19 protein-coding genes and 1 tRNA gene are annotated in these 19,784 nt (G+C 60.7%); 10 read left to right on the forward strand and 10 right to left on the reverse strand.

Going from position 1 to position 19,784, the window contains the following annotated elements:
- The first annotated feature begins 103 nt into the window (after window positions 1–103).
- The 8 genes from DZG07_RS14060 to DZG07_RS14095 all read left to right on the forward strand — a co-directional run bounded on the left by DZG07_RS14060 (window position 104) and on the right by DZG07_RS14095 (window position 8,145).
- A complete protein-coding gene (locus DZG07_RS14060) occupies window positions 104–1,000 on the forward strand; it encodes a DUF2182 domain-containing protein (RefSeq protein ID WP_119817938.1) in 897 nt (298 codons plus the stop codon).
- 18 nt (window positions 1,001–1,018) lie between these two features.
- Window positions 1,019–1,633 carry a DUF1326 domain-containing protein gene (locus DZG07_RS14065; protein WP_119817941.1) on the forward strand — a complete coding sequence of 205 codons (615 nt, stop codon included), beginning with the start codon at window positions 1,019–1,021 and terminating at the stop codon, window positions 1,631–1,633.
- On the forward strand, window positions 1,630–2,352 hold the full coding sequence (gene pcsA, locus DZG07_RS14070) for a phosphatidylcholine synthase (RefSeq protein WP_280141834.1): 723 nt from the start codon (window positions 1,630–1,632) through the stop codon (window positions 2,350–2,352). Before DZG07_RS14065 ends, pcsA begins: the two co-directional genes overlap by 4 nt.
- Window positions 2,353–2,355: 3 nt before the next feature.
- Window positions 2,356–3,333, forward strand: coding sequence for a quinone oxidoreductase (locus tag DZG07_RS14075; RefSeq protein WP_119817944.1), 978 nt, complete (start codon window positions 2,356–2,358; stop codon window positions 3,331–3,333).
- Between the two features lie 114 nt (window positions 3,334–3,447).
- Entirely contained in the window at window positions 3,448–5,019 is a 1,572-nt protein-coding gene (locus tag DZG07_RS14080; RefSeq protein WP_119817947.1) for an ABC transporter ATP-binding protein, read from the forward strand.
- Window positions 5,019–6,119, forward strand: a complete 1,101-nt coding sequence (locus tag DZG07_RS14085) for an ABC transporter permease (protein WP_119817950.1) — start codon at window positions 5,019–5,021, stop codon at window positions 6,117–6,119. The genes DZG07_RS14080 and DZG07_RS14085 overlap by 1 nt, the downstream gene beginning before the upstream one ends.
- Window positions 6,106–7,026: an ABC transporter permease gene (locus tag DZG07_RS14090; protein WP_197716858.1), complete on the forward strand. Its 921-nt coding sequence runs from the start codon at window positions 6,106–6,108 to the stop codon at window positions 7,024–7,026. Before DZG07_RS14085 ends, DZG07_RS14090 begins: the two co-directional genes overlap by 14 nt.
- Before the next feature lie 48 nt (window positions 7,027–7,074).
- Complete coding sequence (locus DZG07_RS14095; RefSeq protein ID WP_091913668.1) at window positions 7,075–8,145, forward strand: BMP family ABC transporter substrate-binding protein; 1,071 nt, start codon at window positions 7,075–7,077, stop codon at window positions 8,143–8,145.
- A gap of 77 nt (window positions 8,146–8,222) precedes the next feature.
- On the opposite strand, the gene rimO is transcribed toward DZG07_RS14095, so the two are convergent.
- The 8 genes from rimO to DZG07_RS14135 form a co-directional block, all read right to left on the reverse strand.
- Window positions 8,223–9,536: a 30S ribosomal protein S12 methylthiotransferase RimO gene (rimO, locus tag DZG07_RS14100; protein ID WP_091913669.1), complete on the reverse strand. Its 1,314-nt coding sequence runs from the start codon at window positions 9,534–9,536 to the stop codon at window positions 8,223–8,225.
- Between the two features lie 197 nt (window positions 9,537–9,733).
- Window positions 9,734–10,390 (reverse strand): TerC family protein, encoded by a 657-nt coding sequence (locus tag DZG07_RS14105; protein WP_091913670.1) that lies wholly within the window; start codon window positions 10,388–10,390, stop codon window positions 9,734–9,736.
- A 103-nt stretch (window positions 10,391–10,493) separates the two neighbouring features.
- Window positions 10,494–10,583 (reverse strand) — tRNA-Ser (locus DZG07_RS14110).
- A gap of 127 nt (window positions 10,584–10,710) precedes the next feature.
- Window positions 10,711–10,935 carry a hypothetical protein gene (locus DZG07_RS14115; protein ID WP_133304742.1) on the reverse strand — a complete coding sequence of 75 codons (225 nt, stop codon included), beginning with the start codon at window positions 10,933–10,935 and terminating at the stop codon, window positions 10,711–10,713.
- A gap of 187 nt (window positions 10,936–11,122) precedes the next feature.
- Window positions 11,123–12,046 carry an ABC transporter permease gene (locus DZG07_RS14120; RefSeq protein WP_119817958.1) on the reverse strand — a complete coding sequence of 308 codons (924 nt, stop codon included), beginning with the start codon at window positions 12,044–12,046 and terminating at the stop codon, window positions 11,123–11,125.
- Between the two features lie 14 nt (window positions 12,047–12,060).
- A complete protein-coding gene (locus tag DZG07_RS14125; RefSeq protein WP_162931622.1) occupies window positions 12,061–13,068 on the reverse strand; it encodes an ABC transporter permease in 1,008 nt (335 codons plus the stop codon).
- Between the two features lie 40 nt (window positions 13,069–13,108).
- Window positions 13,109–14,662: an ABC transporter ATP-binding protein gene (locus DZG07_RS14130; RefSeq protein WP_119817964.1), complete on the reverse strand. Its 1,554-nt coding sequence runs from the start codon at window positions 14,660–14,662 to the stop codon at window positions 13,109–13,111.
- Entirely contained in the window at window positions 14,662–15,777 is a 1,116-nt protein-coding gene (locus DZG07_RS14135) for a BMP family ABC transporter substrate-binding protein (protein WP_119817967.1), read from the reverse strand. The genes DZG07_RS14130 and DZG07_RS14135 overlap by 1 nt, the downstream gene beginning before the upstream one ends.
- 222 nt (window positions 15,778–15,999) lie before the next feature.
- Here DZG07_RS14135 and DZG07_RS14140 point away from each other — a divergent pair, with 222 nt between their 5' ends.
- Both DZG07_RS14140 and DZG07_RS14145 read left to right on the forward strand, forming a co-directional pair.
- Window positions 16,000–16,968 (forward strand): LysR family transcriptional regulator, encoded by a 969-nt coding sequence (locus DZG07_RS14140; RefSeq protein ID WP_119817970.1) that lies wholly within the window; start codon window positions 16,000–16,002, stop codon window positions 16,966–16,968.
- Window positions 16,925–18,016 (forward strand): 2-oxoglutarate and iron-dependent oxygenase domain-containing protein, encoded by a 1,092-nt coding sequence (locus DZG07_RS14145; RefSeq protein ID WP_245429491.1) that lies wholly within the window; start codon window positions 16,925–16,927, stop codon window positions 18,014–18,016. The genes DZG07_RS14140 and DZG07_RS14145 overlap by 44 nt, the downstream gene beginning before the upstream one ends.
- Window positions 18,017–18,072: 56 nt before the next feature.
- On the opposite strand, the gene DZG07_RS14150 is transcribed toward DZG07_RS14145, so the two are convergent.
- Both DZG07_RS14150 and DZG07_RS14160 read right to left on the reverse strand, forming a co-directional pair.
- Complete coding sequence (locus tag DZG07_RS14150; RefSeq protein WP_119817972.1) at window positions 18,073–19,014, reverse strand: phosphoribosylaminoimidazolesuccinocarboxamide synthase; 942 nt, start codon at window positions 19,012–19,014, stop codon at window positions 18,073–18,075.
- A gap of 321 nt (window positions 19,015–19,335) precedes the next feature.
- On the reverse strand, window positions 19,336–19,779 hold the full coding sequence (locus DZG07_RS14160; protein WP_119821731.1) for a thioesterase family protein: 444 nt from the start codon (window positions 19,777–19,779) through the stop codon (window positions 19,336–19,338).
- Window positions 19,780–19,784 lie beyond the last annotated feature (5 nt).

Consider the following 19,784-nt stretch of genomic DNA (forward strand, 5'->3'; position numbering starts at 1 on the left):
TGCGATCCGGCTAATTGCGCGCTGCCGGCAACGCGCCGGACGTTTTCATATAGAGCAGCGCCTCGGGCTTGATCAACGTGGCGATTCAGCCCATCGCTTTGCCATGAGCACCAATCAGGACGGGTTCGACCATCTCGACCGGGCAGGGCGCGCGGCAGCAATCGTCGCGAAAAGTCCGCGCTGGGCGGTCTATGCAGTGCTTGCCGCTGGCATCGTCCTGTCATGGCTGGTGATCGCGGCCATGGCCATTCGCGGCGCCGAAAGCCGCGATCCGGGCAGTGCCGCGCCGGGCGACCGTGTCCTGCGGATGCTGCCCGACATTTCCCTGCCGAACTCTGTCGAGCGGTTTTTCGCGCTGTGCATGACACCTGCGCCGCTGGATGGAGCAGGATTCACCGCCTATGCGGCGCTTACGCTGATGTGGTTCCTGATGGCGCTGGCGATGATGCTGCCCTCGGCGGCACCTATGATCCGGACCTATTGCGAGATTGCCGATACCGCGCGGCAGAAGCGCGAGCCGGTGGTTCATCCGCTGGTGCTGGCCGCCGGTTATCTCACCGTCTGGCTCGCCGCATCGGCATTGTTCGCCGGCCTGACGCTTGCCGTTCAGGCACTGGCGGCAAGCGCTCAACCCCTGGACCCTGTCCGTGGCATTGCCGGCGCCTTGGCGCTGGGCATCGCCGGGCTTTACCAATTCAGCAGCCTTAAAGAGGCCTGCCTGAAGAAGTGCCGAAACCCTTTTTCGATTCTTTTCGCCCGATGGAGTGCGAAACCGTTCAAGATATTCAGGCTCGGCATGGAGCAAGGCGTCTGGTGCCTGGGCTGCTGCTGGGCGCTGATGCTGGTGATGTTTGCCGTTGGCACGATGAATTTGTTCTGGATGGCCTTGATCGCGGTGTTTACCGTGGTTGAAAAACAAGGGACAAAGCGTTTTCCAACGCGCCTCGCGGGTGCGATACTGCTTGTCTGGGCTGTGGCGCTTCTAGTAAGTTCCGCCTGACCGGGAAGGGGACGTTCCATGGCCGACCAAAGCTGGGCAATGAAAGGAGAGCTTGTACTCTCCTGCAATTGCACGGTTTTTTGCCCTTGCGTGCTTTCGCTTGGGGGGCATCCGCCAACGGAAGGCTATTGCCAGACATGGGCCGGCTTTCGCATCGATGCCGGTCACTATGGCGATGTCGATCTGTCCGGCCTCAACCTCGGGTTGATCATGGAGATTCCCGGCTATATGAGCCGCGGCAACTGGACGGCCGGATTGTTCATCGACAGGCGCGCTTCCATCTACGCCACAAAGGCCTTCACCAAGATTTTCACCGGCAAGGCCGGCGGCACGACCTCGCTGCTGTCGATCCTCGTCGGAAAGTTTCTCGGGGTCGAGCAGGTGCCGATCAGCTACGAGACGCAGGACAAGACGCGTATCTTCCAGATACCCAAAATCATCGACGGTGCGGTGACGCCTATCCCCGGCAAGAACCGGGATGGCGACACGGTGATCACCAATTCCGAATACTGGATCGCGCCTGAAATCATCGTGGCCAAATCCGACAAGAGCAAGATGCGCGCCTTTGGCCGAAACTGGAATTTCGCCGGCCGTTCGGCCGAAATCTGCAAATTGGACTGGCGCGGCCCGTGAAACGAAAAAAAGTCACCTGGCCGCAAGCAAAGGCCTTTTCCGTCCATCTCCTCACCGCATCCGGCTCGTTCCTGGCCTTTCTATCGCTGGTCGCGGCAAGCGAGGGGCGTTGGACGGCCATGTTCTGGTGGCTGGGGCTGGCGCTTTTCGTCGATGGCATCGACGGTCCGATCGCGCGCAAGCTCGAGGTCAAGGAAGTGCTGCCGACATGGTCGGGCGAACTTCTCGACAACATCATCGACTACGTCACCTACGTGCTGATACCCGCTTTTGCGCTCTACCAGCGCGGTTTCATGGGCGATAATCTGTCATTCATCTCAGCAGCCCTGATCGTCGTTTCCAGCGCCATCTACTATGCCGACACGGGCATGAAGACGAAGGAGAACTTCTTCAAGGGTTTCCCCGTCGTCTGGAACATGCTCGTGTTCACGCTGTTCGTCATAGAGCCGGGCGAATGGGTGTCGTTCGCCGTAGTGGTGATCGCTGCGATCATGACGTTCGTGCCGATGAATTTCCTGCATCCGGTGCGGGTCGAGCGCTTGCGCGATCTCAACCTCGCCGTGTTTCTCGGCTGGTGCGCCTTCGGCGCGATCGCACTGGCGCAGACCATGCATGCCAGCGAGTGGGTGAAGATCGGCATTGCCGTGACGGGTGCCTATCTGTTCTTCATCGGCGGCGTCATGCAATTCTTTCCCAATCTCGGTGCCAAGAAAGCCTGATCAATGTCCAAAGCCATTCGAGTCCATGCCCATGGCGGGCCGGAAGTCCTGACTTATGACGATGCTCCCGCCGGCAAACCCGGCGCAGGGCAGGTGTTGATCCGGCATACGGCGATCGGCCTGAATTTCCTGGATACCTATTATCGCAGCGGGCTCTACCCGGCGCCGGCAGGACTGCCGTTGATCCCGGGCGGCGAGGCGGCCGGCGTCGTGCTGGAAACGGGCGACGGCGTTGAAGGCCTGAAGAAAGGCGACCGCATCGCCTACTCGACCCCCTTCGGCGCTTATTGCGAAGAGCGCGTCATCCCGGCGGAAAAGCTGGTCAAAATCCCCGACGGAGTGAGCGACGAGCAAGCCGCCGCCATGATGCTGAAGGGCATGACGGCGGAATATCTGCTGCGCCGCACCTTCCCGGTGAAAGCCGGCGACACGGTGCTTTACCACGCTGCCGCCGGCGGCGTCGGCCTCATCTTCGGCCAATGGGCAAAGCATCTGGGCGCAACCGTCATCGGCACGGCAGGCTCCGCCGACAAGATCGCGCTCGCCAAGGCAAATGGCTTCGACCACGTCATCAACTACCGCGACGACGACTTCGTCGCGAAGGTCAAGGAAATCACCGGCGGCAAGCTCTGCGACGTGGTGTACGATTCAGTCGGCAAGGACACATTTCCTGGCTCGCTCGACTGCCTGCGCCCGCGCGGCATGTTTGTCAGCTTCGGACAATCGTCAGGACCGATCCCGCCTTTCAACATGGCGCTGCTCTCGCAAAAGGGCTCGCTCTATGCAACGCGGCCCACGCTGTTCACCTACATTGCCAAGCGCGAGGATCTCGAAGCGTCTGCCGCTGCCTTGTTCGACGTGGTTTCGAGCGGCGTGGTCGACATCAAGATAAACCAGCGCTACGCGCTGAAGGATGCCGCCAAGGCGCATGCCGATCTGGAAGGTCGGCGCACGACGGGAACGAGCATCCTTATCCCCTGATATCCCCCTGAAATTCTTGAAGCTCTTTCAAGTTCAGCGCCGCTTTGCGTTGTGCGTCGCACGCGCCTACGATACTCGTGGGAACATAAAAGAATAATCATCAATGGGGGCGTTGTGACAGCAACCCTTGAGACGCATGGCGCGAACCTGCTTGAGGTGCGCGGCCTGACCAAGATATTTGGCACGCTGAAAGCGTGTGACGGCATCGACCTGACCGTCGGCAAGGGCGAGATTCATGCTCTGCTGGGTGAGAATGGTGCCGGCAAATCCACGCTCGTGAAGATGCTGTTCGGCTCGCTGGAGCCGAATGCCGGCGAAATCCGCTGGAATGGCGAGCCCGTTCGGATTGCCAATCCGCATGCCGCAAGAAAACTCGGCATCGGCATGGTTTTTCAGCATTTTTCGCTGTTCGATGCGCTGACCGCCGCTGAAAATATTGCCCTGTCTCTGGACGACGACACGCCGATCGCCACCATTGCAGCGAAGGCCAAGGCGCTGTCCTACAGCTATGGCCTGCCGCTCGATCCTTATTCGCTCGTCGGCGATCTTTCCGTTGGCGAACGCCAGCGCATCGAGATCATCCGCTGCCTGCTGCAGACACCCGAACTCATCATCCTGGACGAGCCGACCTCCGTGCTGACGCCGCAGGAGGCGGACAAGCTGTTCGAGACGCTGGAGCGGCTGCGCGCCGAGGGTAAATCGATCCTCTACATTTCGCACCGGCTGGAAGAGGTCAAACGCATGTGCGACCGTGCCACCGTGCTGCGGCACGGCAAGGTGGTCGGCCATTGCGACCCGCGCAAGGAGACCGCATCCTCGCTGGCGCGCATGATGGTCGGCAGCGAGGTGCTGTCGGTCGTCCGCCCGCCGGCCGAGGGCGCCGACAAGGCGGCCACGCTTCTTGAGATTCGCAATCTGACGCGAAAGCCGGCAACGCCGTTCTCGATTCCGCTGCGCAACATCAACCTCTCGGTCAAAGCCGGCGAAGTGATCGGCATTGCGGGAGTGGCCGGCAACGGGCAGGGTGAGTTTTTCGAGGCCGTATCGGGCGAGGCGACACAGCCGGACGCCGTTACCGTGCGCATTCGCGACAAGGATGCGGGCCATCTGTCGATCACCGGCCGCCGGATGCTGGGGGCAGCCTTCGTGCCGGAAGAACGGCTGGGGCATGGTGCTGCGCCGCGCATGAAGCTTTCTGAAAACCTGCTGCTGTCACGCTATGCCACGGACCGCAAGGCATTCCTGGGCAGCTTTGGGCTGGTGCAGGGCTCCGCGATCGTGAAAGCCGCACAACGCATCATCGAGGCCATGGATGTCCGCAAGAGCGCGCCCGATCCCGAGGCTGCAGCACTTTCCGGCGGCAACCTGCAAAAGTTCATCATCGGCCGCGAGCTCGACCGCCAGCCGGCGGTGATGGTGGTCAACCAGCCGACATGGGGCGTCGATGCGGGTGCTGCCGCACGCATCCGCCAGGCACTGATCGAGCTTGCCCGCAGCGGTTCGGCCGTGCTGGTCATCAGCCAGGATCTCGACGAACTGTTCGAAATCTCCGACTCGATCGCCGTCATGCACAATGGCGAGTTGTCGAAGCCGCTGCCGATAGCCGAGGCAACACTCGAGAAGATCGGCTTGCTCATGGGCGGTGCCGAACCCGGCCATGTCGAACCAGTGGCGGAGGTGGCGTGATGCGCATCGAACTCGTCAAGAGGCCGCAGCAATCCGCTCTCTACAGCGCGCTGTCACCGTTCTTCGCGCTGGCGCTGACGCTTATCGCCGGCGCGATCATGTTCTCGCTGCTCGGCAAGAACCCGCTCGATGCGCTGTATTACTATTTCATCGATCCGCTGCGCGAAATGTGGTCGCTGCATGAGCTGGCGGTGAAGGCCGCGCCGCTGATCCTGATCGCGGTCGGGCTTTCCGTCTGCTTCCTGTCCAACAACTGGAACATCGGCGCCGAAGGACAGTTCATCATCGGCGCGATGGCCGGCTCGATCCTGCCGGTGATGTATCCAGACTTCCAATCATGGATCGTGCTGCCGCTGATGCTGATCATGGGAATGGTCGGAGGTGCTGCCTATGCCGCGATCCCGGCCTTGCTGAAGACCCGCTTCAACACCAATGAAATCCTGACCAGCCTGATGCTGGTCTATGTCGCGCAACTGTTCCTCGACTGGATGGTGCGCGGGCCGTGGCGCAATCCCGCCGGCATGAACTTTCCCGAAACGCGCAATTTCCACGAATACGCCATCCTGCCGGAAATCTGGCCGGACTCCGGCCGGGCGCATTGGGGTTTCGTCTTCGCGCTGGTTGCCGCGCTCCTTGTCTGGTTCATGCTGTCGAAAACCTTGCGCGGCTTCGAGGTCAAGGTCTTGGGGCAAAGCCCGCGGGCAGGGCGCTTTGCCGGCTTCTCGGCATCGAAGATGGTGTTCTTCGCATTCATCGTGTCTGGGGCACTGGCCGGTCTTGCCGGCATTTCCGAAGTCTCCGGGGCAATCGGCCAGCTTCGCCCGACCATCTCGCCGGGCTACGGCTTTGCCGCGATCATCGTCGCCTTCCTCGGCCGGCTCAATCCGCTCGGCATCGTCGCCGCCGGACTGGTTCTGGCACTGTCCTATCTCGGCGGCGAGGCGGCGCAGATTTCGATCGGCGTCTCCGACAAGGTCGTGCGCGCCTTCCAGGGCATGCTTTTGTTCTTCGTGCTCGGCTGCGACACACTCATTCACTATCGCATCCGTATCGTTCGTTCGGCGCTGAACAAGGCGGAGGTTTCCCATGGGAATGCTTGAAGCCATCCTGATCACCATCGCGACGGCAGCCACACCGTTGCTGATCGCAGCCGTGGGAGAACTGGTCGTCGAGCGCTCCGGCGTGCTCAATCTCGGCGTCGAAGGCATGATGGTGATGGGTGCCGTCACCGGCTTCGGGGCCGCTCTTGCCACCGGCTCGCCGTGGCTCGGATTCCTGGCGGCAATCGTCGTCGGCGCCTTGTTCTCGCTGCTGTTTGCCTTCCTGACGCTGACGCTGGTCACCAACCAGGTCGCGACGGGCCTGGCATTGACGCTTCTAGGGCTCGGCCTTTCGGGCATGCTTGGCGAGGGCTTTGTCGGCTTTCCGGGCGTGAAGCTCGCCAATATTTACATTCCGGTGCTGACCGACATACCGGTCGTCGGAAAACTGCTGTTCGGCCAGGACCCGATCTTCTACCTGTCGATTCTGCTCACAGCCGGCGTTGCCTATTTTCTCTTCCGCACCCGTGCCGGTCTGACTTTGCGTTCGGTTGGCGACAATCATACATCAGCCCACGCGCTCGGCATCAACGTCGTCCTGATCCGCTATCTGGCGGTGATGTTCGGCGGTGCCTGCGCGGGTCTTGCCGGCGGCTATCTCTCGATCGTCTATACGCCGCAATGGGTGGAGAACATGACGGCGGGGCGGGGCTGGATCGCGCTGGCGCTGGTGGTCTTCGCCTCCTGGCGGCCATGGCGGGTGCTGGCGGGCGCCTATCTTTTCGGCGCTGTGACGATCGGCCAGCTCCACGCGCAAGCGCTGGGGATAGGCGTGCCGTCGCAGCTACTTTCTTCGCTTCCCTATCTGGCAACCATCGTCGTTCTTGTTCTAATCTCACGGAACCGGCGACTGACGATGGTAAACACACCGGCTTCTTTGGGGCGGCCGTTTGTGCCTGATCGCTAACTATAAAAAACGGGGTATTGCCCCAGGCAACCTAAGAGGATGAACTCAATGAAGAAAACCATTCTGTCGATCGCCACGGCAGCCGCAGTGCTGTCGTTCGGCACCCTGGCTGCCGAAGCCAAGGTAAAGGCCTGCTGGATCTATGTCGGGCCGATCGGAGACTTCGGCTACTCCTATCAGCATCACCAGGGCTTGCTGGAGGTGCAGAAGGAACTCGGCGATCAGGTCGAGACCGCCTATCTCGAAAGCGTGCCGGAAGGCGCGGACGCCGAGCGCGCGCTGGAACGCTTCGCCCGTTCCGGCTGCAACATCATCTTTGCGACCTCTTTCGGCTTCATGGACCCGACCAATAAGGTCGCCGGCAAGTTTCCGGACGTGAAATTCGAACACGCCACCGGCTACAAGCGCGAGCACCCGAATGTCGCGACGTACAACTCCAAGTTCCACGAAGGCCGCTATGTGCAGGGCGTGATCGCGGCCAAGATGTCGAAGGCGGGTGTCGCCGGCTACATCGCCTCGTTCCCGATCCCGGAAGTGGTGCTCGGCATCAATGCGTTCATGCTCGGCGCGCAGTCGGTCAACCCGGACTTCAAGGTCAAGGTCGTTTGGGCCAACACCTGGTTCGACGCCGGCAAGGAAGCCGATGCTGCCAAGGCGTTGATCGACCAGGGCGTCGACATCATCACCCAGCACACCGATTCGACGGCACCGATGCAGGTTGCCACCGAACGCGGCATCAAGGCATTCGGCCAGGCCACCGACATGATCAAGTTCGGCCCGCAGACGCAGCTCACCGCGATCGTCGATGACTGGGGTCCGTATTATGTTCAGCGCGTCAAGGCTGTCATCGACGGCACCTGGAAGCAGCAGGACGTTTGGGACGGCATGAAGGAAGGCAACGTCGTCATGGCGCCCTACACCAACATGCCCGACGACGTGAAGAAGCTTGCCGAAGAGACCGAAGCCAAGATCAAGTCCGGCGAATTCAACCCCTACACCGGCCCGATCACCAAGCAGGACGGCACCGAGTGGCTGAAGGCAGGCGAAGTGGCCGACAATGGCACGCTTCTTGGCCTGAACTTCTACGTCAAGGGCGTGGATGACAAGCTGCCGCAATAATGGCGCAAGCCGATATCGGATAAGGGAAGGGCGCCAATTGGCGCCCTTTTCGTTTAAGACTTGAAGCTGATGATGCCTCACACGGCCGAGCCGTAGAGATCATAGGCGTCGGCGCTGTCGATCTTGACGGTGACGATATCGCCGGCACGCAGCGGACGGCGCGACTGGATGTGGACCGAGCCGTCGATCTCGGGCGCGTCGTATTTGGTCCGGCCCTTGGCGGACGTGCCGTTGGCTTCGTCGATGATGACGGGCAGGCGCTTGCCGACCTTCTTCTGCAACTGTGTTGCCGAAATCTTCTGCTGGCGCTGCATGAAGCGGTGCCAACGCGCGTCCTTGACCTCGTCCGGCACCTGTTCCAGGCCCAGATCGTTGGAGCGTGCACCCTTGACCGGTTCGTATTTGAAGCAGCCGGCGCGATCGATCTTGGCCTCGTCGAGCCAGTCGAGCAGCATCTCGAAATCCTCGTCCGTCTCGCCGGGAAAACCGACAATGAAGGTCGAGCGCACCGCGAGATCGGGGCAGACCTCGCGCCAGCCGCGGATGCGGTCGAGCGTCTTTTCGCCATGGGCCGGCCGGCGCATGTTCTTCAGCACCTGCGGCGAGGCGTGCTGGAACGGGATGTCGAGGTAAGGCAGGATTTTTCCTTCCGCCATCAGCGGAATGACATCGGCAACATGCGGGTAGGGGTAGACATAGTGCATGCGCACCCAGATGCCCATCTCGCCAAGCTCCTTCGACAGGTCGAGGAACTTTGCCCGAACCTCGCGATCCTGGAACGTGCTGGTCTGGTATTTGATGTCGATGCCGTAGGCGCTGGTGTCCTGCGAGATGACGAGAATTTCCTTGACGCCGGCCTTGGCCAGCTTCTCGGCTTCGCGCAACACGTCGGCGGCCGGCCGTGAGACGAGATCACCGCGCAGGTCAGGGATGATGCAGAAGGTGCAGCGGTTGTTGCAGCCTTCCGAAATCTTCAGATAGGCGTAGTGGCGTGGCGTCAGCTTCACGCCTTGCGGCGGCAGCAGGTCGACATAAGGATCGTGCGCCGGCGGCGCTGCCTCATGGACGGCGGCCATGACGCTCTCATAGGCCTGGGGGCCGGTGATGGCGAGCACGTTGGGGTGCGTTTCGCGGATCAGCTCTGGCGTTGCGCCCATGCAGCCGGTGACGATGACCTTGCCGTTTTCCTTCAGCGCGGTGCCGATGGCGTCGAGTGACTCGGTGCGTGCCGAATCGAGGAAGCCGCAGGTGTTGACGACGACCAGATCGGCGCCGTCGTGCTTGCGCGAAATCTCATAGCCCTCGGCCCGCAGCCGAGTGAGGATGCGCTCGGAGTCCACAAGGGCTTTGGGGCATCCAAGGCTGACAAAACTGACGCGGGGCGCTGACATAGGTAATTTCCGAATTCTGCAGCAGAGCCATCATGGGGCAGGCCCCGCATATGGCAATCGTGCTGAAACGACAAAAGAGCCTGCACCGACCGCCTCCGGCAGCATCAGGCTCACAAGTTGCGGCGCAATATCACAGTTTTTGCCGATTGGATATCGGCGTCGTGCGACGCCGATATCATCTGCGGTCCTTGCTGCCGTTACAGCGGGTCCGGCAGGAGAGGCGACACTTCCATATAGCCGCGATAGATCATGTCCACCGCCACATAGAAAATGATCGCAAGGCCGATATAGGCGATCCAGGGATAGCGATGAAGCACTCTGGCGATAAAGCTGGCGGCAAGGCCCATCAGCGCGATCGAGAGCACCAGGCCGATGATGAGCACGGTGAAATGATCACGCGCGGCACCGGCAACGGCCAGAACATTGTCCAGCGACATGGAAACGTCGGCGATCACGATCTGGATCGCCGCCTGCATCAGCGTCTTGCGCGGCGCACCCTTTGCCACTGTGCCGTCGGCATTCAAATCCGAATTGGACAGCGCTTCGTTGGCTGCGTCCTGTTCCGCATGCGACGTGCGCAGTTCGCGCCACATTTTCCAGCACACCCACAGAAGGAGAATGCCGCCTGCAAGCAGCAACCCGACGATGGCCAGGAGTTTCACCGTGACGGCCGCAAACCCGATGCGCAGCACGGTTGCAGCGATGACGCCGATCAGGATCGCTTTTTTTCGCTGTTCGGCGGGCAATCCTGCAGCCGCAAGGCCAATGACAATGGCGTTGTCGCCGGCAAGCACGAGATCGATGGCAATGACCTGCAACAGCGCAGCAAAACCCGCGGCCGTGAAAATTTCCATCCGTCGGCGCCTTTCGCTTATAAGCTTTGGTGAAGCACGCCCCTAGCGTGTGTAACCCTTATGCGTCAAGGGCTCAACGGGCGTGGCTGCATGAGCTGGCTTGTGGCGGAGGGAGTGGGATTCGAACCCACGGTGAGCTTGCACCCACGCCGGTTTTCAAGACCGGTGCCTTAAACCGCTCGGCCATCCCTCCAAACCGTTGAAACCATTGCAATTTTCTCTATCCCAATTCGCGGAGTAGATACTTGCAATCCAGTTTGCAACCATACGGTCAGGCGGGCTTGCTTATAGCCTTCTTTGGCGTGCCGTCAACTTTCCTGTCAGCGTATTTCAGTGGCAGGCCCGGCTCTTCGCGCGGGTTTGGCAAAAGTCACCCCGTCAGCCACATCATTGAGAAAGTCACAGAGGGACGCTGCTTCTTCGGCGTGCAAACCGATCAGCGGCTTGCCGGAAAGGGACATGATCTGCTGTCTGTCGTGGTTCCATATCATCCAGGTATCCAAAGGTTCACGCACGCACTCAAAACGCTCTTTCACCGTCGACATTACCAAACCCGATGCTCTGCCCGTCATCAGATTGAAACGCAGGAAAGGGACGCAAAGTTTCACACGCCGAGAGTGAAACTTTGCAGATCACTCCGCCGCGCGTGGCCAGGACACGCAAAGACTGGCGGCGGTTCATCGAGATCAAGCCGGGGGCAGGCCAAGGCAGCCTCTGTTCCCCGGCGAATGTCTATTGCTTGTCTTGCCGCAAATAGACCCTGCCGAGGAAGGCCGGCTCGCCCGAACGCCGACCGCTCAATGAGCCCGCTACCAGCACGACAAGCGTCAGCAGGTACGGCAACGTCATCATGAGATAGACGGGAACGTCGGCACCTATGGCTTGCAGCCTGGGCACAAGAGCATCCGCACTTCCGAAAAGAAGCGCTCCCCAGAGAGCCCGGGCCGCATTCCAGCGCGAGAAGATGACGAGGGCGACCGCGATCCAGCCGCGCGAGGCGACCATTCCCTCCACCCAGACATGGCTTGTGGCGACCGAGAGATAGGCTCCGGCGAGACCGCAGAGCAGGCCGGACGCCAGGACAGCCCCGAACTGCACCAGCTGCACGTCGATACCCGCGACGTCTGCTGCGGCCGGATTTTCCCCGACCGACCGCAGCCTGAGACCATGTCGGCTTTTGGAAAGCCACCACCAGACGGCGCCGACAAGTATCGGCAGCGCCAGCGTGACAGGGTCCTGCACCGCGAAAATGCGACCCAATGCCGAACTGCGATCTATCCCGAAGATATCGCCGAGGGTGGAAATGCCAGAGAAGGTCTTCTGCACGTAGGGTCGCCCCACGACGCCGGTAATGCCCAGTCCGATCGCGACGACGGCGAGACCGGCGAGCGTATGATTGGCACGCAAGGCGACGGTCGATATTCCAAACAGCAGCGCCAGAGCCATTGCCGCCGCTGAACCGGCGGCAAGGCCGAACCAGGGATCAGCCCCGGAAAGTACAGTCACCGCGCCGGTCATGGCGCCGACCGCCATCAACCCTTCCGCTCCAAGATTGAGAACGCCCGCCTTTTCGCAGATGATGAGGCCGAGACTTGCCAGCAGCAGCGGCGTCGCATAGCTCGGAATGATGGCAATCCAGCCAATCAGAAAATCCATCCAGCCACCCTTCCTTAGTTCGGCCGCTTGAGCGAGTAGGTGCTGAAGAACTGCGCCATCAAAATCGACATCAGTACCGCGCCTTGCATGAGCACGATCATGGCTTCCGAGATCGAGTAGAAAACCTTCAGCACGTTTCCGGCGGTGAACACCGCGCCGAGCGCGAAAGAGACCACGACCACCCACAACGGCTTCGCGCGGGCCAGATAGGCGATCACGATCGCGCTGAAGAGATAGCCGTTGCCGACGGACTGGTTGAGGCGGTGCTCCGTTCCCGCCACGATCATCATGCCGGCAACGCCTGATAGGGCGCCGGATAGGAGCACGAGCCCCACGGCGGTGCGCAGCACCGGCAGGCCGGTGGCGAGCGCGGCCTTGGTGTTAAAGCCTACCGCATCCGCGTAGAAGCCGACCCGGCTGTGTTCCATGATGAACCAGACGCACAGTGCGATGCCGGCGACCAGAAAGATCCCGGTGTGCAACTGCCCCCAGCCCAGAACAGCAAACCAACTCGCCTCGGGAAAGGTGGCGGTCACCGGAAAGCTGTTGGCGGGGTCTCTCCAGACGCCGAACAGAAGATGCTGCACGAGCAGAAACGCGACGCTTCCCAGCAGCAGTGTCGAGATGACTTCGTTGACGCCCCACTTGAGCTTCAGGAAAAGCGAAATCGCTATCCAGGCGGCTCCGGCAAGCGCCGCCAGCACGAACATCGTTGGCAGCCTCAGCGCTTCAGGCCCGATCCCGTTTAGCGCGACCCAGGTCGACGCGATCGCACCGAGCCATAGCTGGCCCTCCACGCCGATGTTCCAGAACCGCACGCGCATGGCAACGGCGGAGGCGAGACCTACCAGCACCAACGGCAAAGCGGCCGTCGTCGTCTGGGAGAGACCGTCCGTGGTGAGAAACGTGGCAATCAGGAACTCATCGACAAGGGCGCTCGCCGGCACGCCAGCATGCACGAGCAGCAGCGCCGAAACCGTCAGTCCAACAAGCAGCCCGCCTGCATAACTGAGACTGGTCAAAAGGAAGCCGGGATTTTGCCTGCGAACAAGGAAAGCTGTATCAAGCATGGCCTGCTAAAAGGCCTCCGATCCATTCAGACGTGACATCGCCGACCTGACGGCAGCCGACGATCCTGCCCCTGTTCATGACGGCCACCCGGTGGGACAAGGACATGACCTCCTGGAGATCCTCGCTGATCAACAGGCAGGCCGCGCCGGCTTCCACAGCGTTGCGGATCGACGATCGAACGAACTCGGTCGCCTTCATGTCCAGCCCGCGGGAAGGGGAGTGCGCGATGAGAACCTTCAGGCCGTGACCCAGTTCCCGCGCCAGCAGCACTTTCTGCGCGTTTCCTCCCGAGAGCAAAGAGGCCGGTCGGTCTGGCGTCGCTCCGCGGATATCGAACGCGTCGATGGCCTCGGCCGCCTTCTCGCGCATCGCTCGGCGTCGCAGGAGAAACGGCCCACCGAAGCTGCCGCCCGGGACGGTTGTGAGCGCTAGGTTGTCGGCAATGGAAAGCTCCCGGATCAACCCGCTGTCAAAGCGGTCAGAGGGGATGACGCGCAGGCCGGCCTCACGGCGCTTGCCTGGCCGGGCGGCGGAAATGTCCTCGCCATCCAGCAGGATCGCGCCGGTATCGGTTCCTTCGAGCCCGAGAAGGCAGGCAACAAGTTCCTCCTGTCCGTTTCCGCCGACGCCGGCAATGCCAAGGATTTCCCCGGCATGCAGCTCGAACCCGAGATCGTTCAGGTTCTGCCTGTGAGCGATCGCCCGTGCAGAAAGCCCTTCCACGCGCAAACACGCATCGCCCGGCCGGGATGACGGCCTGCCGGAAACCGTCAAGGTATCGCCGACCATCAACCGCGCTACCTCGGCTTCGGTGACGTCCGCGACACGCGCTCCGTCAAGCACCGTCTCGCCGTGCCGCATGATCGTGACCCGGTCGCAGAAGGCGGCAACCTCGCGGAATTTGTGCGTGATCAAAACCACGGCGTGACCTTGCCGCGACAACCGTTGGGCAAAGGAGAGGAGCGTTCGCGCTTCCTCGTCGGTCAGCACCGCCGTCGGCTCGTCCATGACCAGAATTCGTGCGCCCAGAAGCATGACCTTTACGATCTCGGCACGCTGGCGCTCGGCGATCGAAAGGTCTGCCACCAGCCTATGCGGATCAACGGGCAGGCCGATTTCGCGCGACTTGGCGGCAACGATCGCCGCCGCATCGGCCAGCGTTTTCACGGCAGCCTTGCGGCCGAGGCCGAGGAGCACGTTCTCGGCAACGGTAAAACTCTCGACCAGCCGGAAATGCTGATGGACCATGCCGAGACCGGCGGCAGCGGCCTCCAGCGGACTGCGCAAGCTGATTGCCTCACCGTCGATCGACTGATCGCCACCGTCAGCCACATAGACGCCGGCGGCCACGTTCATCAAAGTGGACTTGCCTGCGCCGTTCTCACCGACGATGGCATGCACTTCCCCCCATTCGAGGCAGAAGGATGCATCACGAAGTGCTGCCTTGCCGTCAAACGACTTGCCGATGCCGCGCATTCGCAGAGCCGCCGGTGCACCCGGCGGTCGTTGCGTATGGTCGCCTGCTTGCTGCAAAGCTGTCGTCATTACTTTGCCGGCATGGTTCCGATGACACCTTCGACGAAATAGTCCATCGACCAGAGTGCTGCATCGTCAACCTTCCCGCCGGCGTCGACGACGGCGGTGCCGTCCTGCTTTTTCAGGGGACCCTGGAACGGATCGAGCTTGCCGGCGATGATCTCCTGCTTTGCAGCCTCGATCTTTGCCTTGGTCTCCTCGGAAACCGTGGGGCCAAAAGGTGCAAGCTCGACCACGCCGGTTTCGAGGCCTTCGAAGGCACCGAATTCCTCAGGCTTCCAGCTGCCATCGATGATTTCCTTGATCGTCGGCACCAGATATTTTTCCCAGCGGAAGACGACCGAGGTCTGGATCGTCTTGGGCGCGGCATGCGCCATGTCGAGCTGGAAGCCTATCGACGGCACGCCGGCCTTTTCGGCGGCATCGAGTGCGGAGGTCGCGCTCAGATTGGTGGCGAGCACGTCGGCCTTCTGGTCGAGGATCGCCTGGGCGATCTGCCCTTCCTTCACCGGATCCCACCAGGAGTTGGCGAAGACGGCGACCGTTTCGATCGCAGGATCGACGGAACGGGCGCCGAGCGCGAAACTGTTGATATCCCAGTTCACCACGCCGACGGGAAAGCCGGCGAGGATGCCGATCTTCTTCGTTTTCGTAGCCTGACCTGCCGCGATGCCTGCAAGGTACCAGCCCTGGTAGGTGCGGGCATAGAAGCTTTCCATGTTGGGCCCGTTCTCCGTGCCCGAGGCGCTGAGAAACGCCACGTTCGGATAGGCCTTGGCCGCTTCGGCCATCGGGGCGCTATAGCCATAGGTGGTACCGATAATGATGTTGAAGCCGCGCTTGACATAGAGGTCGATCGCTGCACGCAGCTTCGTGGCTTCTTCCGGAATGTTTTCCGTCACCGCGACGGGCACCTTTAGCTGTTCCTCCACGGCCTTGCGGCCGGCCTCGAGGGCCTCGTTCCAGCCGCCGTCTTGCGCCGAACTTGCGTAAATGAACGCGACCTTGGGCGAGCCTTCCAGAGTAAAGGCATAGGCGCCCGAGGCGGCGCAGGAAGCAAGAACTGCGGCCGTCGCGGCGAACAGACGAGCTGAAGCGGACGGCTTCGTTTTGCGCTCTTTCATTTCGTGGTTCCCCTTTGTTTTTATTTGATTTTCTCAGCCGAAAGCATGCCGCGTCCGCGCGGCTTCCCTGCACGGTGACGGTTGCCGCCGGAGCGTCTTTTTTGATTTGGCAAAAGCGAATTGGCTCTTGTGCAGCGCATAACAGCCGATTACGTTCGTTCATGCAACAAAAATAATCATGCCTGTTTTTTGGGCATTTTGTACATAAATGTGAACGATCAAATGAACACCGATGCGCTGGCATCATTTGTCAAAATTGCGGAACTGCGGTCATTGTCCGCCGCGGCGAAGCTGTACGGTTTGCCGAAATCCACGCTCAGCCTCCGGCTCAAGCAGCTTGAAGACGATCTGAAAGTCGCTTTGTTCGAACGATCGGGCCGCGTGCTGTTGCTGACTGACGCAGGACAGACCCTGCTCGGGCATGCCCGGCAGATCCTGCAAGGCTGCGATGCGGCGCGTGCCGCCGTGACGGAACTGAGCGACGACGTGACCGGAACCTTGCGGATCGGCGCAACGGGCGAGTTCGGCACGGCCTATTACACGCAGATGCTGATGGCGTTCAGAAAGCTCTATCCCAAGGTGGAGATCGAACTCACCTTCTTTTCGCCGCACGTTCTCTACGCGCCTGAGAGCCTCGACATGCTCGACGCCGTGATTTCATGGGACGAGGGCATCGAAGGTGGCGAAACGCTCTCGACCGCGAAGTTCGCACTCTTCGCCAGCAAGAGCTATGTCGAGCGCGCCGGGATGCCGCGAAAACCTGCCGATCTGGTGGACCACCAGGGCATCGTCTATCGCACCTCTGCGGGCCTGCAGCACTGGCGGCTGCAGAAGGGGACCGCGCAGGAAAGCATCCTGCCGCGCAGCAACCTGATCGCCAACGACTACTGGACGATCAAGTATTTTGCCGTCGCGGGCGAGGGGATCGCCTATCTGCCGCACTTCTTCACCACGATCGAGTGTGAACGCGGCCACCTCATTCCGCTGCTCGATACGTGGGAATCTGCGGAAAAGCGCGTCAGCATCCGCATATCGCGCCCGCACGCTCCGTCGCGCAAGATGGCCGCCTTCATGGATGTCTGTGGCCGCTACTTCTCGCCCGGCTTCGTTTTCACGGGGCCGCGCTACTACGTCGAGACAATCTTCGATGCAAACATCCAAAAAAGGGAACAGAAAAATGAAGGTACTTGAAACCGGCAACGGCGCGCGTGCAATGAAGGGGGGAGGGCTCGACCCGCAGCGTGTCAGCTTCGACAAGATCCCGATCATCGACCTCGAACCCATGTTCACGGGCGACGAGTCCGCCCGGCAAAAGCTCGCGCAGGAACTGCGCAAGGCCTGCACGGAAGTCGGCTTCCTCTATATCAAGAACCATCACGTCCCAAAGGACGTCATAGACGCCACGTTTGGGGTGGCGGAGACGTATTTCGCCGAATCCGACGACGTGAAGATGGAGAACCACGTTTCCAAGTCGAAGAACAATCGCGGTTATGCGGCGCTGCTTGAGGAGAATACGGACCCGACCGCGCGCGGCGACCTGCACGAATCCTATGATATTGCGCTCGACGTTCCAGCCGACGATCCGGACGTGAAGGCCGGCAAAGTGCTTTACGGTCCCAACCAGTGGCCGGCGGGCAAGCCGGAGTTCCGAAAGGCACTGGAAACCTACCATGCCGAGATGCTGACGCTGAGCGGCCGTCTGCTCCATGCCTTTGCTCTGGCTCTTGATTTGGAGGAGACATATTTCGACCAGCTGGTGGGCAAACCGCTCGCGACTTTGCGGGTGCTGCACTATCCGCCGCAGTTTGGCGAGATCGATGACCGCCAGATCGGCATCGGGGCACATTCGGACTACGAGTGCTTCACGATCCTGGCCCAGAAGGAAGGTATTTCAGCCTTGCAGGTATTGAATGCGTCCGGCGAATGGATTGCGGCCGATCCGATTCCCGGCTGCTTCGTGGTCAACGTGGGGGATCAGATGGCCCGCTGGACCAATGACCTTTTCGCCTCGACCGTCCACCGCGCGGTCAACCGCTCCGGAAAGGAACGCTATTCGATCCCGTTCTTCTTCGGTCCGAACTACGATGCCCTTATTGAGGTGCTTCCCAGCTGCATCGACGAGGACCATCCCGCGAAGTACCCGCCGATTACGTCGGGCGAGTACGTCAACGGCCGTTTCATGGCGACATTTGCGCACTATGCCGCGCAAAACGAGGCCAACGCCGATACTGCCGTCTAAAACTAATACTGCTGGTATGCGCGGCCATTCCTATGGCCGCGCATCGAAATCTACCCTTAAAAATAGCGCTCAAGGTTCGCGCGGATGCGATCCAGCACGGTGTGCCCGGAAACGTCCGGAACGAATTTATTGCCTGTGATCGCCTCATAGGCCTGCGTGTAGACCGCCGAGGCTTGCTGAACTATCTCGTCGGGAATCTTCGGGATCGGCTCCTTGTAAGGATCGCACCGCGCCGAGACCCACGACCTGATGAAATCCTTGTCGAAGCTCTCCGGCCGGCTGCCGCTTGCCAGGGCCTGTTCGTAGCTCGCCGCGATCCAGTAGCGGCTGCTGTCGGGCGTGTGGATTTCATCGGCCAGGATTATGTTGCCGTTCTTGTCGGAGCCGAATTCATATTTGGTGTCGGCAAGAATGAGGCCGCGTTCGGCGGCGCGCGCCTGGCCCCGGGCGAACAGCTGCAAGGCATAGTTCGACACGGTATCCCACTGCGCTTGCGTGAGAAGACCCTGCTCGATGATTTCGGCCTCGGACAGGGGCTCATCATGACCGCCGTCGAAAGCCTTGCTCGTCGGCGTGACAATCGCTTCCGGCAGCTTCTCGTTGTCGCGCAACCCGTCCGGCAGGGTGATCCCATACATATCCCGTTCGCCCTTCCTGTATTTGGTCAGGATCGAGGTGCTGGTGGTTCCCGCCAGATAGCCGCGCACGACGATCTCGACCGGCAGTATGTCGAGCCGTGTTCCGACCACAACGTTTGGGTCGGGGTATTCGAGGACATGGTTCGGGCAAATATCAGCAGTTTCCTCGAACCAGTATCGAGCCGTCTGCGTCAGGATTTCTCCCTTGAACGGGATCGAGGTCAGAATGGTGTCGAAGGCGCTGAGACGGTCCGTGGCGATGATGATGCGTCGCCCGTCTGGCAAGTCGTAGTTTTCGCGGACTTTACCCTGATAGCGGCCCGGCAATTCGGGGATGAAAGCATCGGACAGGACGCGCATGTGATTTTCTGCCTTCCGGAAAGCGGGGAACGCCCGTCGCATACACCTTCGGTCGTGATCATATCAATCGGGAAAAGCACCGCGATGAATTTGCGGGGAATGACCAGCCATCCACCACCGGGCAATCTTGCCACGTTCATCCAGGTCGATATGGGAGTAGGTGCGTCTGATAACCCATTGAAATCATTTGCATGTCGCACTTGAAAATAGAATGTACCCGGCAATATGCATAAGTCGCATAAGATAGATTATGGAACTGACCTATAGCTGAATAGCTCGTTTTCCGGCTTTCAGATGGTCTTAGCCCGACGTCTGGTCGTCTCAGATCTCAACGGAAATCGCGACCAACGCATCCCTCAGACGATCATTGAGTGGCTTCGGCCGGCGCGTTTGCCTGTCGACGTAGACATGGACGAAGAAGCCTTCGGCTGCGGCCAGATCATCGTCGTTGCGGAACAGTCCGACTTCGTAGCGCACGGACGACGAGCCGAGCTTTGCCACGCGAATGCCGGCAGTCACCATGTCGGGAAATGCAAGCTCTGAAAAATACCGGCAGCCGGTTTCGACCACCAGGCCGATCTGTTCGCCAGCATGAATGTCGAGCACGCCGACATCGATCAACCAGCCATTCACAGCGGTGTCGAACAGCGAATAATGCACGACATTGTTCATGTGGCCGTAGATGTCATTGTCCATCCAGCGCGTGCCGATGATGCGGAACGCCTTGTATGAGTCTCGCGAAGATGGTGAGGCTCGTTCGCTCATGCTGC

Origin of the sequence: Mesorhizobium sp. DCY119, assembly GCF_003590645.1 — a bacterium.
GTDB lineage: Bacteria > Pseudomonadota > Alphaproteobacteria > Rhizobiales > Rhizobiaceae > Mesorhizobium_M.

What these genes read in the sequence shown, in the direction of transcription:
- DZG07_RS14095 (WP_091913668.1), top strand. Translation starts at nt 7,075, where the DNA reads ATGAAGAAAACCATTCTGTCGATCGCCACGGCAGCCGCAGTGCTGTCG.
- DZG07_RS14085 (WP_119817950.1), top strand. Translation starts at nt 5,019, where the DNA reads ATGCGCATCGAACTCGTCAAGAGGCCGCAGCAATCCGCTCTCTACAGC.
- DZG07_RS14140 (WP_119817970.1), top strand. Translation starts at nt 16,000, where the DNA reads ATGAACACCGATGCGCTGGCATCATTTGTCAAAATTGCGGAACTGCGG.
- DZG07_RS14065 (WP_119817941.1), top strand. Translation starts at nt 1,019, where the DNA reads ATGGCCGACCAAAGCTGGGCAATGAAAGGAGAGCTTGTACTCTCCTGC.
- DZG07_RS14120 (WP_119817958.1), bottom strand. Translation starts at nt 12,046, where the DNA reads ATGGATTTTCTGATTGGCTGGATTGCCATCATTCCGAGCTATGCGACG.
- DZG07_RS14115 (WP_133304742.1), bottom strand. Translation starts at nt 10,935, where the DNA reads ATGTCGACGGTGAAAGAGCGTTTTGAGTGCGTGCGTGAACCTTTGGAT.
- DZG07_RS14060 (WP_119817938.1), top strand. Translation starts at nt 104, where the DNA reads ATGAGCACCAATCAGGACGGGTTCGACCATCTCGACCGGGCAGGGCGC.
- rimO (WP_091913669.1), bottom strand. Translation starts at nt 9,536, where the DNA reads ATGTCAGCGCCCCGCGTCAGTTTTGTCAGCCTTGGATGCCCCAAAGCC.
- DZG07_RS14150 (WP_119817972.1), bottom strand. Translation starts at nt 19,014, where the DNA reads ATGCGCGTCCTGTCCGATGCTTTCATCCCCGAATTGCCGGGCCGCTAT.
- DZG07_RS14145 (WP_245429491.1), top strand. Translation starts at nt 16,925, where the DNA reads ATGCAAACATCCAAAAAAGGGAACAGAAAAATGAAGGTACTTGAAACC.
- DZG07_RS14160 (WP_119821731.1), bottom strand. Translation starts at nt 19,779, where the DNA reads ATGAGCGAACGAGCCTCACCATCTTCGCGAGACTCATACAAGGCGTTC.
- DZG07_RS14135 (WP_119817967.1), bottom strand. Translation starts at nt 15,777, where the DNA reads ATGAAAGAGCGCAAAACGAAGCCGTCCGCTTCAGCTCGTCTGTTCGCC.
- DZG07_RS14130 (WP_119817964.1), bottom strand. Translation starts at nt 14,662, where the DNA reads ATGACGACAGCTTTGCAGCAAGCAGGCGACCATACGCAACGACCGCCG.
- DZG07_RS14075 (WP_119817944.1), top strand. Translation starts at nt 2,356, where the DNA reads ATGTCCAAAGCCATTCGAGTCCATGCCCATGGCGGGCCGGAAGTCCTG.
- DZG07_RS14105 (WP_091913670.1), bottom strand. Translation starts at nt 10,390, where the DNA reads ATGGAAATTTTCACGGCCGCGGGTTTTGCTGCGCTGTTGCAGGTCATT.
- DZG07_RS14090 (WP_197716858.1), top strand. Translation starts at nt 6,106, where the DNA reads ATGGGAATGCTTGAAGCCATCCTGATCACCATCGCGACGGCAGCCACA.